The organism is Algoriphagus sp. CAU 1675 (genome assembly GCF_029222925.1).
Classification (GTDB): domain Bacteria; phylum Bacteroidota; class Bacteroidia; order Cytophagales; family Cyclobacteriaceae; genus Algoriphagus.
This window is the reverse complement of record NZ_JARHUI010000002.1, coordinates 478847-495049: the sequence shown is the minus strand read 5'-3', so window position 1 is coordinate 495049 and position 16203 is coordinate 478847. Positions and strand designations below refer to the sequence as shown.

Annotated in this window: 15 protein-coding genes and 1 other RNA gene; 4 read left to right on the top strand and 12 right to left on the bottom strand. The window is 42.0% G+C overall.

Annotated features, from left to right (window positions below; translation table 11 throughout):
• Positions 1-4 precede the first annotated feature (4 nt).
• On the top strand, positions 5-709 hold the full coding sequence (locus P2G54_RS06140) for a tetratricopeptide repeat protein (RefSeq protein WP_275869233.1): 705 nt from the start codon (positions 5-7) through the stop codon (positions 707-709).
• 56 nt (positions 710-765) lie between these two features.
• Here the strand turns inward: P2G54_RS06140 and P2G54_RS06135 are convergent, their stop codons facing one another.
• From P2G54_RS06135 to P2G54_RS06095, 9 genes are all read right to left on the bottom strand, one after another.
• Complete coding sequence (locus tag P2G54_RS06135; protein WP_275869231.1) at positions 766-978, bottom strand: hypothetical protein; 213 nt, start codon at positions 976-978, stop codon at positions 766-768.
• A 116-nt stretch (positions 979-1094) separates the two neighbouring features.
• Complete coding sequence (locus tag P2G54_RS06130; protein ID WP_275869229.1) at positions 1095-2312, bottom strand: S8 family peptidase; 1218 nt, start codon at positions 2310-2312, stop codon at positions 1095-1097.
• A 161-nt stretch (positions 2313-2473) separates the two neighbouring features.
• On the bottom strand, positions 2474-3859 hold the full coding sequence (locus P2G54_RS06125) for a S41 family peptidase (RefSeq protein ID WP_275869226.1): 1386 nt from the start codon (positions 3857-3859) through the stop codon (positions 2474-2476).
• 70 nt (positions 3860-3929) lie between these two features.
• Complete coding sequence (locus P2G54_RS06120; protein WP_275869224.1) at positions 3930-4640, bottom strand: ATP-binding cassette domain-containing protein; 711 nt, start codon at positions 4638-4640, stop codon at positions 3930-3932.
• A gap of 1 nt (position 4641) precedes the next feature.
• Positions 4642-4845, bottom strand: a complete 204-nt coding sequence (locus P2G54_RS06115; protein ID WP_275869221.1) for a fructose-6-phosphate aldolase — start codon at positions 4843-4845, stop codon at positions 4642-4644.
• A 55-nt stretch (positions 4846-4900) separates the two neighbouring features.
• Complete coding sequence (fsa, locus tag P2G54_RS06110; RefSeq protein WP_275869218.1) at positions 4901-5560, bottom strand: fructose-6-phosphate aldolase; 660 nt, start codon at positions 5558-5560, stop codon at positions 4901-4903.
• Positions 5561-5657: 97 nt separating this feature from the next.
• An RNA gene (ffs, locus tag P2G54_RS06105) (signal recognition particle sRNA small type) lies at positions 5658-5744 on the bottom strand.
• Positions 5745-5856: 112 nt separating this feature from the next.
• Positions 5857-6288, bottom strand: a complete 432-nt coding sequence (locus tag P2G54_RS06100; protein WP_275869216.1) for a VOC family protein — start codon at positions 6286-6288, stop codon at positions 5857-5859.
• 20 nt (positions 6289-6308) lie between these two features.
• On the bottom strand, positions 6309-6914 hold the full coding sequence (locus P2G54_RS06095; RefSeq protein ID WP_275869213.1) for a hypothetical protein: 606 nt from the start codon (positions 6912-6914) through the stop codon (positions 6309-6311).
• Between the two features lie 143 nt (positions 6915-7057).
• On the opposite strand from P2G54_RS06095, the gene P2G54_RS06090 reads away from it, so the two are divergent.
• On the top strand, positions 7058-7600 hold the full coding sequence (locus P2G54_RS06090; RefSeq protein WP_275869210.1) for a hypothetical protein: 543 nt from the start codon (positions 7058-7060) through the stop codon (positions 7598-7600).
• 84 nt (positions 7601-7684) lie between these two features.
• Here the strand turns inward: P2G54_RS06090 and P2G54_RS06085 are convergent, their stop codons facing one another.
• From P2G54_RS06085 to P2G54_RS06075, 3 genes are all read right to left on the bottom strand, one after another.
• The gene (locus tag P2G54_RS06085) at positions 7685-10687 is read right to left on the bottom strand and encodes a PVC-type heme-binding CxxCH protein (protein ID WP_275869209.1); all 3003 of its coding nucleotides are present in this window, start codon (positions 10685-10687) and stop codon (positions 7685-7687) included.
• 89 nt (positions 10688-10776) lie between these two features.
• Positions 10777-13197: a penicillin acylase family protein gene (locus P2G54_RS06080; protein ID WP_275869207.1), complete on the bottom strand. Its 2421-nt coding sequence runs from the start codon at positions 13195-13197 to the stop codon at positions 10777-10779.
• Between the two features lie 86 nt (positions 13198-13283).
• Positions 13284-13769, bottom strand: a complete 486-nt coding sequence (locus tag P2G54_RS06075; RefSeq protein WP_275869205.1) for a thermonuclease family protein — start codon at positions 13767-13769, stop codon at positions 13284-13286.
• Positions 13770-14016: 247 nt separating this feature from the next.
• On the opposite strand from P2G54_RS06075, the gene P2G54_RS06070 reads away from it, so the two are divergent.
• Positions 14017-14457, top strand: a complete 441-nt coding sequence (locus P2G54_RS06070; RefSeq protein WP_275869203.1) for a response regulator — start codon at positions 14017-14019, stop codon at positions 14455-14457.
• A 180-nt stretch (positions 14458-14637) separates the two neighbouring features.
• Positions 14638-16146: a sodium:solute symporter gene (locus P2G54_RS06065; RefSeq protein WP_275869201.1), complete on the top strand. Its 1509-nt coding sequence runs from the start codon at positions 14638-14640 to the stop codon at positions 16144-16146.
• Positions 16147-16203 lie beyond the last annotated feature (57 nt).

The window sequence follows — 16203 nt, the reverse complement described above, 5'->3', positions numbered from 1 at the left end:
TAAAATGAAAAGAGTAGTAGTTATGTTGTTCCTGATTGTCACTTCGGGAACACTTTTGGCTCAGAATGCTGATTCTGTTGCACGCTTGGATCCAAAGACTAAAAACGCACTGAATGTACTGGATCAGGCAGCATACCAATTGGCGATGCGCTACAGTGATATGGATATGGCAAAATCCAAATTATATGACCTGATTGTTAGGAATCCAGAGAATATGAGGTTCCAGGAAGCCCTGGGAAGCCTTTATTTCGAAATGGGACAATCCACATCAGCTGCTCTGGTTGCCATGGATATATTGGAGGTGAATGACAAGAGTGTAGGAGCTCTGGAGATAGCAGCCTATTCCCTAGAACAATTGGGTGCTTTGGATAGAGCTTTGCCACATTTTGAGAGCTTACATTTATTGACCGGGGATAATTTTAGCCTTTATAAGTCAGGTTACTTGCAATATTCCCTTAAGCGCTATGCTGAGGCTCTAAATTCTGCTAATATGCTTATTAAAAATGCCAAGGCTGATGAAAAAATCGGCTTTCCTAAGAGTCAAACCGAAACTCAGGAGGTTAGCATGAAAGCAGCCGCCTTGAATCTAAAAGGAATGATTTATTTGGATCAGGGCTCAAAAGCTGAAGCAAAAGTAGCTTTTGAAGAAGCGATTCAGCTAGATCCCAATTTTGATTTGGCAAAAGAGAATCTCAAAAAAACCATGTAATACGAGCAATCGGATGAAAAATAAAACCAGCTTAAACTTAAGCTGGTTTTATTTTTTTATATGAATAAGTAGTAAGCGAGTATGGTGGTCAATAAGGCAAGGAGGAAACTCAATAAGATGATTTTGAAATAATTGGTAACCCAATGTTTGCTTTTCCCTCCTTGGTCTGAAATAAGCAGACGTTTGGGGCGGATGACTTGTTGGACTATCGCGAGGGTGCCCAAAAAATAAATCATCAGAATCAAAAAGAAGCTTGCTAATCTTTCCATAAAGAGAGGATTTAGATGCGACAGTAGATGTTGGTTTTAAAAGTTAAGGATAAGAATAGTAATAAAAAAGCGACCCCTTGGATGAGGTCGCTTTAAAAGTATTGGTGTCAGTGAATTTATTTAATCGCAATTGTGTCAGGATTCCCATCAGGATCATTGATTGCACTGCCTCCATTTCTAGGGGTTCCGGTCAATAGGATACCTGCAACGTGAGGAGCAGCCATAGATGTACCATTGTAAGTTGCATACCCACCTCCTGGAACAGATGATTTGATACCTACACCCGGAGCAGCATAATCCACTGGAGGATTGCCGTAGTTGGAGAACGATGCAAACCTGTCATTGGAATCAATTGCAGAAACTGTATAAATATTAGTGCCGTTTGTTCTGGCTGGAGATCTAGTACCGGCATCGGTGCTTTCATTTCCGGCAGCCAAGGCAACTTTTATACCTGCCTGACCCATAGCAGCTACAGCATCATCCAATGCAGCGGAAGCAGGACCACCCAAACTCATATTGGCAACATCACCATTTGAGCCGTTCGCAGTCACGAAATCCACACCGGCAATAACTCCGGAGTAGGAGCCTGAACCTCTGCTATCCAATACCTTTACAGGTACAACTGTAGCACCTGCCGCTACCCCGACTACTCCTATGGAATTGTCGATTGCAGCTACTGTACCCGAAACGTGAGTTCCATGCCCGTTTCCATCAGTAAGTATATCGGAATCTCTACCACTTGTAAAGGCATTAAAACCTATAGAGGAATCAACATTCAAATCAGGGTGAGAGGAATCAATTCCAGAGTCAATGATATAGGCAACCCCGGATCCGGTATAAGTTGCTCCACCACCTACACGTGTGATTCCATATGGGATTTCTTGGCCAGTAGAACCACCGCCACCACCTGGGCCTTTACCAGGAGGAGGGGCAAGCATCACCACTCGATCTGGTTCGATGAATTTTACCGAAGGATCTTTTGAAAGTTGATTGAATTGCTCTTCAGAAAGACCTACAGAAAATCCTTCAATGGAGCTTCCATAGACAAAGCCCAAATTGTCCTCTGCGATTCTGTATTTAGCCAAAAGATCAGTGCTGATTTTTCTCATGCTTGCCTGATCAGTGGCGTAGTTTGCCGTTTTTCTGAAATTGAGCGATGAGGGATTCAAACGTACGATGTACTTGCCCGGAATAATGTCTCCGTTCTGGTACTTTACATACTCTACTACATTTGGGGTGATTGGGTTTTCATCCTGAGGTTGGCATGAAAAAACCAAAGTCCCCAACATAATGCCAGCATACAATGCAGGCTTTCTCCAAAGTTGATTTTGCATAAGCATTTGTAATGGTTGATTGTAAATAAAATAATTAGGTTAAATGTTGTTTATAAGAAATAAACAGAATCAATTTCAACTATATAGCCAAATTTTCCTAATAATTATTGAATAAAAATGAGACAAAAAATAAGCCCCAATTTTTTGGGGCTTAAGTGCAATTATCTGATATCCAGATGTTCTATCATTCTGCCTGATCGAACTTTATGGTCCAGAGTGCTTTCAATATCCTTTCGATTTAACTGCTGGAATCTTCCGGAAGGGGCCGTGCCGGTGATTTCGGCAATTGCAGTTCTGAGTAGTAGTTCATTGACATCACCCAAGGGTCTCATTCGTTCCGAGTTCTCTTTGGCTGTAATGTTTGGATTAAACCCGTTGGAATAATCTGATTGGTCAAGACTGTTGAAGCTTTGGGTTACAATAGGAAGAATTCCATATTTATTCTGGTCATTTTTTTCATCCTGAAAGGGGATTGACCCGACATTTTTCCCAACTGTTACATCTCCGATCAAAAAAACATCCATATATGGTTTGAGTCCATTGATGATTAGTTCAGAAGCAGAGGCTGTACGGCGTGAAGTCAGGATATAGACCCTATTCCCACTCAAGGTATTTCCTAGGTTTTCGGCTTTTTGTTTGAATGTAGTCTGAACATTTTTGAGTTCATCATAGCCCATCAGGAAGCTATTGAATTTGGTTTTGGAAAAAACGCTGGTAGAGCTCACTCCTGGAGCGATCAGGCTGGCCAGATTCACCGCGGAAGAAACATAGCCCCCTCCATTGTATCTAAAATCTACAATCAAATGATCAATGTTTTGAGCTTTGAAATTTGCAAAGACAGCGTCCATTTCATCGTCATATAATGTACTGTTGTCTCCAGGCCCTGGAGCAAAAAAGTGATAGACAACATAACCGATTTTTTGGTTGTCAATAGTATAAATGGAGTCTAGGAAATTGGGATCTTCAGCAAGTTGGATAGGAGTAAGGCTTAGGCTTCCCTGATCTTCGTATGCTTTAGAGGTTTCGTTGTACCGCAAATATTCTATGCTATGAGTAGAAGAAATATTGGCCAACACTTCTGCGAAATTGTCGACCGTCATTTGAGTGCCGTTGATCGTGTAAATGATGTCTCCACGTTTCAATCCTGCTTGGGAGGCGGGACTGTTCTTTTTGACATAACTGATTTCAGCAATGACATTGTTTTCCCCCTCCTTATAAAGGATAAACTCGTACCCTGCTTCCAGAGTGATTCCACTTAGTGAATTCAATAACTCCTCATAATCTGCATAGATTACCGAAAAACGATCAGCAGTCCTGTAAAGTAAGGATTCGAAATAATCTTCAGGGGTGGAATTTTCGGAAATGGGAGTTCCCAGATTTTCAAGCCATAAATAAGCCTCCTCCATAATAGAATAGATCCAACGGTTTACTGCGGCATTGGATCCCGGATCCACAGCAGGTAGGCTGTCTTCTTTGTCCCGGCAGCTCCAGCTGAAAACAAGCAAGGCAAGAAACAGGATGAGCTTGATAGGGGAGGTTCGTTTCATAGGCAAAAACAGTGAATGTATTTAACAGCTAAATTGAAGACTTGTTTGGTACATTTTGATTCCCATACTGTTAAAAGGGTGAATCAAAGGATACATCATGGGTTTTACTGTCAAGCAATTGGCCCTTTTCACATTTGAGTACTCGGTAGGGGTATTTTCTGAGTAATTCATGATTGTGGGTGGCCATGAGGATGGCAGTTCCCTTTTTGTTGATTTCCTGAAAGAGTTTGAATATTCCATCAGCTACGTCTGGATCTAGGTTTCCAGTAGGTTCGTCAGCCAATAAAATCGAAGGCTCATTCAAAAGAGCCCGGGCAATCACTACTCTTTGCTGTTCCCCTCCTGAAAGCTGATGCGGCATTTTCGAGGCGGCATTTTCTAATCCTACTAGCACCAAAACCTCCGCCATACGTTCCTTGATCTTTATTTTGTCCTTCCAGCCGGTGGCTTTCATGACAAAGTCCAGGTTTTCTTCTATTGTTCTGTCGTTGAAAAGCTGGAAATCCTGAAAGATGATGCCTAATTTTCTTCTTAGAAAAGGGATCTCACTGTTTTTAATTTTGGTAAGGTCAAATCCGGCTACTTCAACCATCCCGCTTTTTAGTGGTAGGTCTGCATATAGTGTTTTCAATAGGGAGCTTTTTCCGCTTCCGGTTCTACCTATTAAAAAAACAAATTCGTGCTGCTCTATCGAAAAATTCACATCGGATAAAACAGGATTGATTCCCTGGAATATTGTTGCGTGCTCTACCTGTAATACAGGTTGGGTACTAAAGTCCATTTTACAGTTCTAATTTTTGCAGCTTTCCAAATGGCAAGCTCTGAATTAACGCTTCCAATTCAGCTTCCTTGCCTTCCAGTCCAAATTTCTCTATGTTTTTCATGGGACGGTCTGCCCTGAAATAAGCTACTAAGACGAAATTTTCATCTCGGATCTGGATGTAGTCCGGAATCTTAGCCTTGCCTTTTACTTTGATAATATACATGACGAAAGATAAAAAAAGAGGCTGTCTTACCAGTTGAAACAGCCTCTTAAAAGATTTATTTTGAATTTACTTTGGCATGATCTGCCAGAAACTGAGCCAAACCGGAGTCGGTTAGTGGGTGCTTCAACAATCCGGTGATGACTTTCAAAGGACAGGTCACTACATCTGCACCTATTTCAGCGCATTGGATCAAGTGCATGGTATGACGAACAGAAGCCGCCAATACCTCAGTAGCAAAGCCATAAGTCTGGTAGATATGAACAATCTGCTCGATCAATTCCAATCCATTGAATGAAATATCGTCTAGTCTTCCGATGAAAGGAGAAACGTAAGTTGCTCCTGCTTTTGCAGCCAACAAAGCCTGCCCTGATGAGAAAATCAAGGTGCAGTTGGTTCGAATACCTTCGCTGTGAAAATATTTGATGGCTTTGACACCGTCTTTGATCATAGGGATTTTTACAACAATCTTATCGTCGATTTTTGCAAGTTCCTTTCCCTCTCGTATCATTCCTTCGAAGTCGGTAGCGATTACTTCGGCACTTACTTTGTCATCTACGATATTGCAGATTGCCTTATAATGCGCTCGGACGTTTTCATCCCCGCTGATTCCTTCTTTAGCCATAAGGGAAGGATTGGTGGTTACACCATCCAAAACCCCAAGGTCATAGGCTTCATGGATTTCGTCCAGATTGGCGGTATCAATAAAGAATTTCATGTGTATGTGAGTTGATTAATTTCAGAACGTAGCAAAGTTAAAAGATAAATTAGGATACGTAATGCAAATAGGAGGGACGCAGAAAAAAATGGGCAAAAAAGTAGCGGCATCGCACCGCTACAACCGCCTACCCTTGCTTCCTTCCGGACCTGGGGGATTCAGCAGGAGCTGGTCGTGCCGCTGATACAAAGGTAGGGCAAATTCTCCTCAATCCAATATTCGTGGCAGCCCTTTTCAGGAAATTCACTTTTTTGGCTTGAAATTCAGGAGCTTTTAATTCAAGAGTAATGTTGTTTTTATTCCTCTCCGGCTTTTAGGTCATAATTAATCATCCAAGAAACTCCAAACCTGTCCTTGAAGCTTGCAAAATAGGCTCCCCAAAAGGTCTTCTGATAAGCCATTTCCACTTCTCCTCCTTCGGACAATTCCCTGAATATCCGTTCTCCTTCTTCTTTAGAATCCATATCTAAGGATAAATAGGCATGATTACCCTGCTTGAGTACATGCCCCATGCTAGGCAAGTTGTCACTTCCTATAATTTTCACATTCTCACTCAGGCGTAGGCAAACATGCATTACCCGGTCCATTTCATCCTCCTCTATGGGCATACCGGGAGCATCCCTCATGTATTTTATTCCTCCTTCAAACTCTCCCCCAAATACAGCTTGGTAGAAAAGAAATGCAGATTCGGTTTCGCCATCAAAATTGAGATAGGGGAAGATATTCATAGTGAATTATGTTAAAGGTTCTATTTCAAATTACCGTAATTTTTTCTGGTATTCCCATCCATTTTGAAACTCAAAATTCCCAGAATGATCCCCAAAAATGAAAGGATGATTGCCCATTCCCAAGACTGACTGGATAGGGGAATAGAAAGGATTTCAAGGCAAAATCCAGATAGCCAAACTCCGTGTCCAAGCAAGCTTCTCGAAACTCTGATTTTAAGATGTCCTCCGACTTTACCCTCATTGAGTAGGGGGATGAAAAAGTCCCGATACTGGAACAGAAGAACAAGATTGAGAACCAGTAAAAAGCCAAGTACAAATGGAGTTCCTCTCCAATTCAGTGAAATGGTAACCATGAGGGTGTTGAGAATCAAAGGGACTAGCATGATACTTCCTAGGAGTTTGTATCGGGTAGTCATGAGCATGAAGCCAATGAAGAGTTGGGAGTAGGCAATGAATTCAGCAAAAAATCCCAAGCCATATTCTTGGAGTCTTTCAATTAACCATACAGGGCCAATCCAACCGAAATATTGGTGATCTGCAAATAATTTGGCCATTCCAGCTCCAAAGAAGGTGAAGCCTAAAAAAACAGAGATAGCTTGAATTGTATAAAACTTTATCCTGGTCATATAATATTGGATTCGTTTATCGGGAAAAGTAGATTTGAAATCTTTTTAAAGTAAGTAAAAGCCGGTAATTTTTTGATTTACTTTGATTTTACCCAAATCAGGAATTTATATTTAAGACTTTTAGAAAAACAACCTATTAGAATATGTCAGCAAGAGATTTAGCGCCGGGAAGTAAACTTTCACACCCCAAATTTGGGATGGGGATGATCCTGTCCGTGGAGGATGATTTTTATAAAATCTATTTCTATGAAAATGAAGAAATAAAAACCCTGTCGAGAGATTATGATGGGTTTAACATAGAGGAGGCCAAAAAACCTGATTTCCCTATGCTAACCATGAGGGATGTAGAAAAAGCCATTCGAGAAGCCTTGCAGCAGACTTCAGAACGGGCACCTTTGGTTCCTTTAGGAGGGAAATGGATAGGTGGAAATGTCGTATTGAAGCCAGGGGATTCAGCTCTTCAGGAAAAAGAAATTCCGATGGAGACCTTTTTTCATAAAATTGTAATGGTTCGGGAAAAACTCAGGGTTTTGGAGCAAAACATCAATAACCATCCGAAATTGGATGATGAGGATAGGGTACACCTACAGCAGTATATCACTCGATGCTATGGATCTTTGACGACCTTCAATGTTTTATTTGCCTATAAAGAGGATCAATTCAAAGGCAGTGGAGGAAAGGATTGAGGAAATAATTCGTAGATGAAAAAATCCAAATTTTGGGTTTTAAGGAAACAAAAAGGAGCCGAATTTTCGACTCCTTTTTGTTTGTTACTTTCTCAGTGTTTCCAGATAACTCACCAAATCGATGAGTTCATTTTCAGGAAGAGGAAAACTTGGCATCAGGGATTCATTCAATTTGGTCACAGATTCAATATCTGCTAGTTTATAGATGGTTTGATCACCCGAACCGATCAATTTGACAATTAAATCATTTTCAGTTCTGGAATTGACAATACACCGAACTTCTTTTCCATCCTTGAATTTGATGAGTTGGGTTTCGTAACCAAATCCCATTCCTTCATTTGGATTGATGATGGCGTTGATCAGGCCTTCTCGGGAAAGTTTATCTCCAATCAGTGTCAGACCCGGACCAAAATCAATTCCCTGATCCCCCATTTTGTGGCAGGAAAGACAATATGCAGCAGCAATCGCTTTTCCTTTTTCAAGATTTCCGGATGCAGAAAGTACGTGCTGCATGTCGTATCCGGTGGTTGCTCCTGTTCCAAATTTCTCATTTGCAGCCTTTCGGATGTCCGAATGCCAAGTGGAAAGCAGGATGGCACGAGCCTCTGGCATTACTTCCTCTGGAATTTCATCCTTTTGGGAAAGGCTCCAAAGATATGCTTCCGAATTCCAGCCCTTCATTGCCTGCATGGCAGCCTTTCGGATTTCAAGTGAACGGGAAGGGTCTCGGAAAATATTTGTAAGGGATTTTGCCATTTCATCTGAATCCACTACACCGAATTTGTCCAGTGCTTCTTTGGTTTTTTCTTCATCCTTTTGGTTGAAGTACTTTTCGATTTCTTTTAAGCCATATAGTTCTGCAAAAATAGTGGCTGCTGAATTGGCAGTCTTTCTTACTTTATTCTGAAAGACCAGCTCCAAAAGCCTTTCTTTTTGATCTTTCAATTTGTATTTATCAAGGATTTCGAGAAAGTCCTCATCGTTTTGGACCTCTCCCACCTTTTCTTTAGCTAATGTCAAAACAGCCGGGTCAGGTTGGGAAGAATTGAAGCTGAGTTGCCGTAAAATGATCACTTCGTCCACTTCACCCTTAGTATCCAGTAATGATTTGAGAGCTGAATTCTTTGCTGAGGCTTCTTGAAAATCCAGGGCACGGTAGTAGCGAAGCCGAGCATCCCCCGAATTTGCCTGGATCAGTTGTTTGAGCAAATCGGCAGACTGTCGGGATCTTGATCTCCAGACAATATCTCTTGCTTCTGGAGAATCCATCCAATTGTCCTTGCTCTCCAAATAATTATTTAGATAGCTGTCCCATTGTCCCTCAGCCCCGATGCCCAAGGCTTCAAGGTACCATCGATCCCCTTCTGAATAGCCTTCGGCCAACTGAACCCAAACTTCTGGCTGGGATTGGTAGCGGATCGCAAAGGCAACTTCTCTTCTAACATGAGAGGAAGGGTCTCCAGCCATTTTTAGGAGAAATTCTTGATCATTTAGCTTATTGATCCTTGAGGCTCGAATAGCTGCTACCCGGATATTTTCATCCTCATCGCCCGCCGCCTTCAAAATGTAATCATTGCCATTTGGCATTTTGCTTAATACCCAAAAGGCACGGGCTTTCATTCTGTTGTCAGGGGAGGAGAAGAGTTTTTCTAATTCAGGAATGGCTTTTTCCCCCATTTCAACCAAAGCCATGAATGCCTTGAAATGAATAGCTCGGTTCGGATTTTGAAGGAGCTCGATCAGGGATTCAGGGGAAGAGTAATCAGGAGTGCTTATTTGATAGGGATGGCCTTTTGGGGCAAGTCTGTAAACTCTGCCTTTATCCAGGTCTCCGACTGCATGCCCACCTACACCTGGATCATACCAATCTGATACAAAGAGGGAACCATCAGGTGCCACGGTCACATCCGATGGACGGAACCATTGGTCTCGGTTATTTCCATCGATCAAGTTGACGATTTTTCCCGTGAAACCCGCTCCTGATTTCTCTACAGGATAAGCCCTGACGATATTGGGGCCAGCGTCTGCATGTATAATCTGGTTTTGGTATTCTTCTGGAAGTAATTTCCCCTCATAGATGACGATTCCTGTTGGTGAGCCGGCATAAGTCTGGAGCAGATTGGGTACAACTCCGGGGTCGTTTAGGTGCCAGTGCTGATAGAATACAGAGTCCTCCAGGTTGATTCTTCGAATTCTCCAATCGGCTTTGGTTATTTCGTCTTTGAAACCATAGTTGCCGTAATCCATCACATAGTTGATTCGGGTACTGCGGTTGCCATCGTCGTCGTTGTCGCTTTGCCACATCCTTCCATAGCTGTCCACAGCCAATTCGTAATTGTTCCTGAAGTTCCAGGCAAGTATTTCAGGATTGCTTCCATCGGGGTCACTCCGGAAAACCATCCCTTCTTGATAGGGCCGGGTTTCGGAATTGACTGGTCTTCCCAATGGATCTAAAATGGGGCTTCCATCAGCTTTGTGAAGGCCTTTTCCTTCGTTTCCATAGTTGAAATAGAGTTTTCCGTCTGGGCCAAAGGTGAAAGCATGCATTCCGTGGTCATGTTGTACTCCTCCAATTCCGGTAAAAAGAATCTCCTTTTTATCAGGGATGTCATCCCCGTTTTCGTCTGTGAAAACAAAGACATTGGGGCTGACAGAAACAAACACCTTGTTTCCCAAAACTGCAATTCCCAATGCCGCATTGATATCACTTCCTTGGTAAAATACTTTGGAAAAATCTGCTTTTCCATCCCCATTGCTGTCTTCCAATATCAGGATCCTGTCACCTTCTTCCTTGATGGGATTTCTTGGGTTCAGCTGATTCCGGTAATTATAGGCTTCCGTTATCCATACTCTTCCCCGGTCATCAATGTCCATATTGGTTGGATTGGACATCATGGGTTCAGAGGCAAAAAGAGTGAGTTCAAGCCGCTCATCCGGAACCTCTATTCCCGCTAAGGCAAAATCAACCGACCGCTTCTGCAGATCACTGAGTTTGGCATATTCCTCCCTGCTGATCTGTCTAGTGGGGCTGTTGCAGGAAAAAATCAAAACCGACAGAACTCCGAGGGTTGGGAATAGATTTTTCATAGGTTTACTAGTTTTGGAAAAAGGGCTGTTAATTATTTCTAAACTAATTTTTATCTGCAATTTATCAAAGCCGTGAGCCAATTACCTAACTACTCTTTGGGAGTAAATGTGAATGACTCAACCGCAGAGTTTTCAATTTTTTCCTTATCGAAAAAGACCTGGAAGTATCCATCATTTGCCCATGTTTCGAATAGGTTTTTGTAAAAGCGACTATCGGGATTTCCGGATTGACCCGGAGTATTGATTCCTTTTGTTTTTTCCAAGTCTTTGGTGTCAACTAGAATCCGGAAGGAAGCTCCAGAGGTATTGTTGTCCCCATAGGCGTTGGCTCCGGGGGTGTAGCTGTAGCCTCCCCGGGCAATTGGACCTGCGTCCAGTTTTTCTCGCCATTCCGGGGATAGGGCCAGGCTCAAGGGGTGTTGAATCAGAGCATGCTTGTAGGAGGTTTGTCCATACTGCCATTGCTTCATGTCCGGACCAAGTTTGGTTTCTAATTCAGTTAGGGCCTCGAGAAAACTATCGCTTAGAATTTGGTTCTTTTTTTCAATGGGATTGGAGTCAAAAATGATCTCCGGTTTTTCGACCCATTGTAGGATTCGGGTCATCTGGATGCTTCCGAAGTTGTTACGGATTTCAGGGTGAAGAACAGCTTGGTTGAATTGATCCCGGATTTTTCGTTCCCACATGACATAAATTCCACCTGCGATTGAGTTTTTGTCCAATACTAAATCCCAGTTTTTCAAGCTGTCCTGGGCTGCGATCGCTCTCTTGTCTTCAAAAGTCAGGGAAAGTAGATGAGGAACTAGCTGCCGGGCTGGAAGAGAGAGGTAGTCATTTTGAAGTCTTCCCATGTCTTCCAAAGTGAATTTTTGACCACTGCCTAAAACTTCCCGAATGCGCTCTCCTCTGAAATTGTCTGCCCACTGAAATCCAAGGGCTTCCGGAAACTCATAGTCCTCAGGACTTACATTTTCATTGGCAGTAGCGATGAAACCATTTTCAGGATTAACCAAATGAGGTCTATCTGCAATTGGAAGGTATCCGTCCCAATCCTGTGACCCGTCTCCCAAGGAGGCTATCAGACCGGAGAATCCTTTTCTGATTGGAGGGATTCCCGTGGATTGCCAGCCGATATTGCCTTCTTTATCTGCCCAAATCATATTTTCTGCAGGAATATGGTTGTAAGTACATGCATCCCGGAATTCCTCCCAAGTCTTGCTTTGATCCATTCTCAAACTGGCGAGGTAAGGAGCCCCTCCAGGTTCCAGCCAGGCAGCTTGTACAGCCACAGCTTTGTGAAGGGCCGAGTCTATAAAAGTGACTGGTCCATGGAGGGTATAATAATGTGTGGTAATGACATTCTCCTTATCCTTAACTGAAATGGTATCCTGTATGGAAGTCATTTTCAGCCATTCGCCTTTGTATTTATATTCCAAAAGGTTTTCTGGATTAAGGGTGTAGACCTTCAAATCCTCATTATCTGTTTGAAAGATCGTAAGTCCCCATGCACCGTAATCATTGTGTCCAATGGATACTCCTGGGATTACAGGCTCTCCTCCTCCGACTACATTCCAGCCAGGTGCGTTTAGATGGACCCAATAGCGGAGAGAAGGAACAGCTTGGGCTCTATGGGGATCATTTGCCATGTAGGGAAATCCACTTTCGGTTAGTTTTCCGCTTATCACCCAGTTGTTGCTTCCTAATGAAAATCGATCCTGAACGATGTTTTCCCGTGTTTCTTCCAGCATGGCTAAAAGTTCCTGTTCATAGCGTGTGTTTTCGGCCCTTGCTTTCTGGACTATATCTTCTGGTTTAAAACTGACGGATTTTCTAAAGGCCTGATAGGGGGCGAGAATATCCTTGAAAAGGAGCTCGGTGGGGATTTGGCCGGGAATGTCAAGGATTGGTTCGTTAGGGTGGAAGTAGTATAATTTTTTAGCCTCTTCTGTTCCAATTTGACTCACAACCCTACTGATATCGAGTTCATCGGTGACATTTTGTAAAAGTCCCTGATGTCTGGATATGACTACCTGCCAAGTCCAGGGTTCGGGTTGAATCCCCAACAGTTGGAATTCCACTGGGAGTAATTCTGGGTTGTTTCGGATTTCCTCAATGTAGGTATTGATTCCTGAGACGAATGCATCCACAATCTGTTCTCCCCGGGGGTGGTAATGTGAAAGTTCGGTTTTTTTGTCGCCTCTAAACTGAAACAATCGAACTCCTTTGTCCCTTTCCAATTCTCGTTCACCAAGAATTTCAGCTAGTGTCCCGGTTGCTTGTCTTCTCCACAGTTCAAACTGAAAGAGGCGGTCCTTTGCTGCCAGGTATCCCTGGGCAAAAAACAAATCCCGCTCGTTTTGTGCATAGATATGGTTGATGCCATTCTCGTCACGAAAGACTTCGACTTCTTCCTCCAAACCTTGGATTGGAGTTTTTTCGGGTTGGCAGGAAAATAAAAATAAGAGACTGAATAAGGAGAAAACCCCCGTAAATAGTGTTTTCTTCATCATGCTGATTTGGGTTTGGGTGAAATTGAATTTAAGTAACTAATTTGAATTTTTGGCCTGTTTTAGCGGAGGTGGTTTCCTGCATTTTTTCAGGAGGGATCTTGCCACATTCCTTTTTTTAGGTTTTTAGCTTCCCTTTCCAGTTGAATAAAGTAAGAGGCGTATTTTACATTGGGAGGAAAAGTAGCAACCTGTGCATAGCCTTGAGCGACCAGCAATGCATTGATGAAAGTTCCATTTTCAAGGTAGGCATAAGCCAAAGTTCTTCCATACCGGTCATAGCGTTGGACATCGTATTTCAATTCGACCCCTTTCCCAGAAAGCAAGTTTTTGAGGTATTCCGACGCTTCTTTTCCATAGTATTCAATTTCGGTGCGGCCTGTTCTTCTTGATTCAGGACTATCTATTCCGATCAATCGGATTTTTTCGTCTTCACCTTTCTCGTTTCTGATCCAAAATGTATCCCCATCTACAAACTTGATGATTTCAAAGGCAAGGGTTTTGGTTTGAAGGGGCTCTTCAAGGATTGGGATTGGAATGATTGAAATAATTAAGAAGAATAAAAGTGTTCGCATTTTGAATTGGAAGTTTTGTTTTAAAGGAATGAATAATATCACTAATAGAAGTAAGATTTTTGAAAAAATGCCTTTAATATAAATTATGTAGAATTCGGGTTTTTTATGCTGTTCCTAAAGTGTATTTCATTTTGGGAAAAATGCTATCCAAATTTTTTCACTGATTCTTGTCATAAATCCATTTGTTGTACTATTGATTTGGGTTAATATTGATTATGTAGTTTGCCTAAATGAATACCAGGTTAGAATGAGTGATTATATAAACTTTAAGGATATTATTCTAGTAGATGATGACCCTGGCTGTCATTTTATCTTTGGTCGTTTTTTGGATAAAATCGGGGTCCAGTGTGGCAAGAAGTCATTTTATAGCGGAAGACAGATTTTGGAATATATGGAAAGTGAGGAACTCCAAGGTTCGGGTGATGAACAATCTCCTATTTTGGTGTTATTGGATTTGAATATGCCTGATATGGATGGTTGGGAGTTTTTAGAGATTTTTTCCGAATTGAATTTCACGCTGAGGAAGAAGTATATTGTGGTTATTTTGACAAGCTCCATAAGTCAAATTGATAAAAATAAGGGGCTTTCCTATCAAGTAGTCAGTGGATATTATAATAAACCTTTTAATGGGGAAGGATTGCTTGAGATTTTGGAAGATTGTAAAAACCATTTGAATACCCTTTGCTGAGATTTAATATAAATGTCTACTTGCATGTCATTCCAGTTTCTTGTTCTACAGTTTAGAGATGTGGAAGTGAATTATCCATTTTTTGTCCTTTTTTATGAGTGAAGCATGAATTAAGTAAGAGCTTCCTTATATTGAGTTCTTAGTCCTGCCTTTTTTAAATAATCTCAATTCCTATGACTCATGCAGCTTCCCTTAATTGACCTTGTAGTTTTCTTTGTCTACTTGTTGGGAATTATTTTGTTCGGAGTTTCTTTTAGCTTCAAAGGAAGGACTTCCAACGATTTCCAAACCGGGGGAGGACGACTTCCTGCCTGGGCTCTCGGAATGTCAATTTTTGCTACCTATGTAAGCAGTATCAGTTTTTTAGCTTTGCCGGGCAATGCCTATCAGTCGAATTGGAATGTGTTTGTATTTGGAATTTCCATTCCCATTGCCGCCTATATGGCGGTTCGGTATTTTGTGCCCTTGTACAGAAGTCTCAGGAGTGAGTCGGCCTATTTTTATTTGGAAGAGCGTTTTGGTCCCTGGGCGAGAACCTATGCCTCCGTTTGTTACCTTTTGACCCAGTTGGCAAGAATGGGCGCAATAATGTACTTGTTGGCCTTGCCCATGCACGCACTGTTGGGTTGGGATGTTGGTCTGATCATAGTAGTGACCGGTGTTTCTGTAATTTTATATTCCATGTTGGGAGGAATTGAGGCTGTAGTTTGGACCGATGCCGTTCAGGCAGTTTTACTGATTGCAGGTGCAATTGCGTGCATTGTGGTGATTTTTGTATCTATGCCGGAGGGGCCCGCTCAGGTTTTTTCAATTGCTATGGAAAATCAAAAATTCAGCCTAGGAAGTATGGATTTGGATTTTACTACTTCGACATTTTGGATGGTTTTGGTTTATGGACTGTTTATTAATCTTCAGAATTTTGGGGTGGATCAAAGTTATGTGCAGCGCTATGTTAGTGCCAGAACTGATGCAGAGGCCAAAAAATCCACCTTGTTGGGAAGCTTGCTTTATATCCCGGTTTCCTTTCTTTTTTTATTCATAGGGACGGCACTTTACAGTTTTTATCAGGCAAACCCCGAAAATCTGCCCGCTGAACTCCAGCTCTCTGGGAACGCAGATAAGGTTTTTCCTCATTTTATTGCATCCGAATTACCACTGGGGTTGACAGGCCTATTGATTGCTTCGGTTTTTGCCGCTGGAATGAGTACGGTGTCAACCAGCATCAACAGTTCGGCTACTCTTTTGCTTTCCGACCATTACCAACGCTATATCAACCCCCAGATTTCTGAGAAACAGTCATTGCGTTTCTTGCGAATTGCATCCCTGACAATGGGGGGATTGAGTGTTTTAGTGGGGTTGGCTTTTAATGGCGTTTCCAGCGCCCTTGAAGCTTGGTGGGCTCTTTCTTCGATTTTTAGTGGAGGTATTCTGGGATTGTTTTTCCTGGGATTGATCCTTAATAAAACCAAAAAGCCAAACGTAATTCCAGCTATGATTGTAGGTGTTTTGGCAATTGCTTGGGTCAGTCTTTCCCCGGTTTTGTTTTCAGAGGGAAGTATTTTCAGATCTCAACTTCATACCAATATGACAATTGTAGTTGGGACCATGACTATTTTTCTTTTAGGCTTTTTGTTCACTTGGTTGGTGCAAAAAGAAAATGGCAAGCCAATTAAATCTTCTTCAGATTGATGCCTAAATGGATATGGGTTTCAAAATTTGATTCCTTACCTTCAAGAACTTCACTGA

Bases quoted from the DNA above. Each gene is read 5' to 3' on its own strand.
- P2G54_RS06100 (WP_275869216.1), bottom strand. From the start codon at position 6,288: ATGAATATCTTCCCCTATCTCAATTTTGATGGCGAAACCGAATCTGCA.
- P2G54_RS06070 (WP_275869203.1), top strand. From the start codon at position 14,017: ATGAGTGATTATATAAACTTTAAGGATATTATTCTAGTAGATGATGAC.
- P2G54_RS06140 (WP_275869233.1), top strand. From the start codon at position 5: ATGAAAAGAGTAGTAGTTATGTTGTTCCTGATTGTCACTTCGGGAACA.
- P2G54_RS06075 (WP_275869205.1), bottom strand. From the start codon at position 13,769: ATGCGAACACTTTTATTCTTCTTAATTATTTCAATCATTCCAATCCCA.
- P2G54_RS06090 (WP_275869210.1), top strand. From the start codon at position 7,058: ATGTCAGCAAGAGATTTAGCGCCGGGAAGTAAACTTTCACACCCCAAA.
- fsa (WP_275869218.1), bottom strand. From the start codon at position 5,560: ATGAAATTCTTTATTGATACCGCCAATCTGGACGAAATCCATGAAGCC.
- P2G54_RS06125 (WP_275869226.1), bottom strand. From the start codon at position 3,859: ATGAAACGAACCTCCCCTATCAAGCTCATCCTGTTTCTTGCCTTGCTT.
- P2G54_RS06080 (WP_275869207.1), bottom strand. From the start codon at position 13,197: ATGATGAAGAAAACACTATTTACGGGGGTTTTCTCCTTATTCAGTCTC.
- P2G54_RS06065 (WP_275869201.1), top strand. From the start codon at position 14,638: ATGCAGCTTCCCTTAATTGACCTTGTAGTTTTCTTTGTCTACTTGTTG.
- P2G54_RS06135 (WP_275869231.1), bottom strand. From the start codon at position 978: ATGGAAAGATTAGCAAGCTTCTTTTTGATTCTGATGATTTATTTTTTG.
- P2G54_RS06120 (WP_275869224.1), bottom strand. From the start codon at position 4,640: ATGGACTTTAGTACCCAACCTGTATTACAGGTAGAGCACGCAACAATA.
- P2G54_RS06095 (WP_275869213.1), bottom strand. From the start codon at position 6,914: ATGACCAGGATAAAGTTTTATACAATTCAAGCTATCTCTGTTTTTTTA.
- P2G54_RS06085 (WP_275869209.1), bottom strand. From the start codon at position 10,687: ATGAAAAATCTATTCCCAACCCTCGGAGTTCTGTCGGTTTTGATTTTT.
- P2G54_RS06115 (WP_275869221.1), bottom strand. From the start codon at position 4,845: ATGTATATTATCAAAGTAAAAGGCAAGGCTAAGATTCCGGACTACATC.
- P2G54_RS06130 (WP_275869229.1), bottom strand. From the start codon at position 2,312: ATGCAAAATCAACTTTGGAGAAAGCCTGCATTGTATGCTGGCATTATG.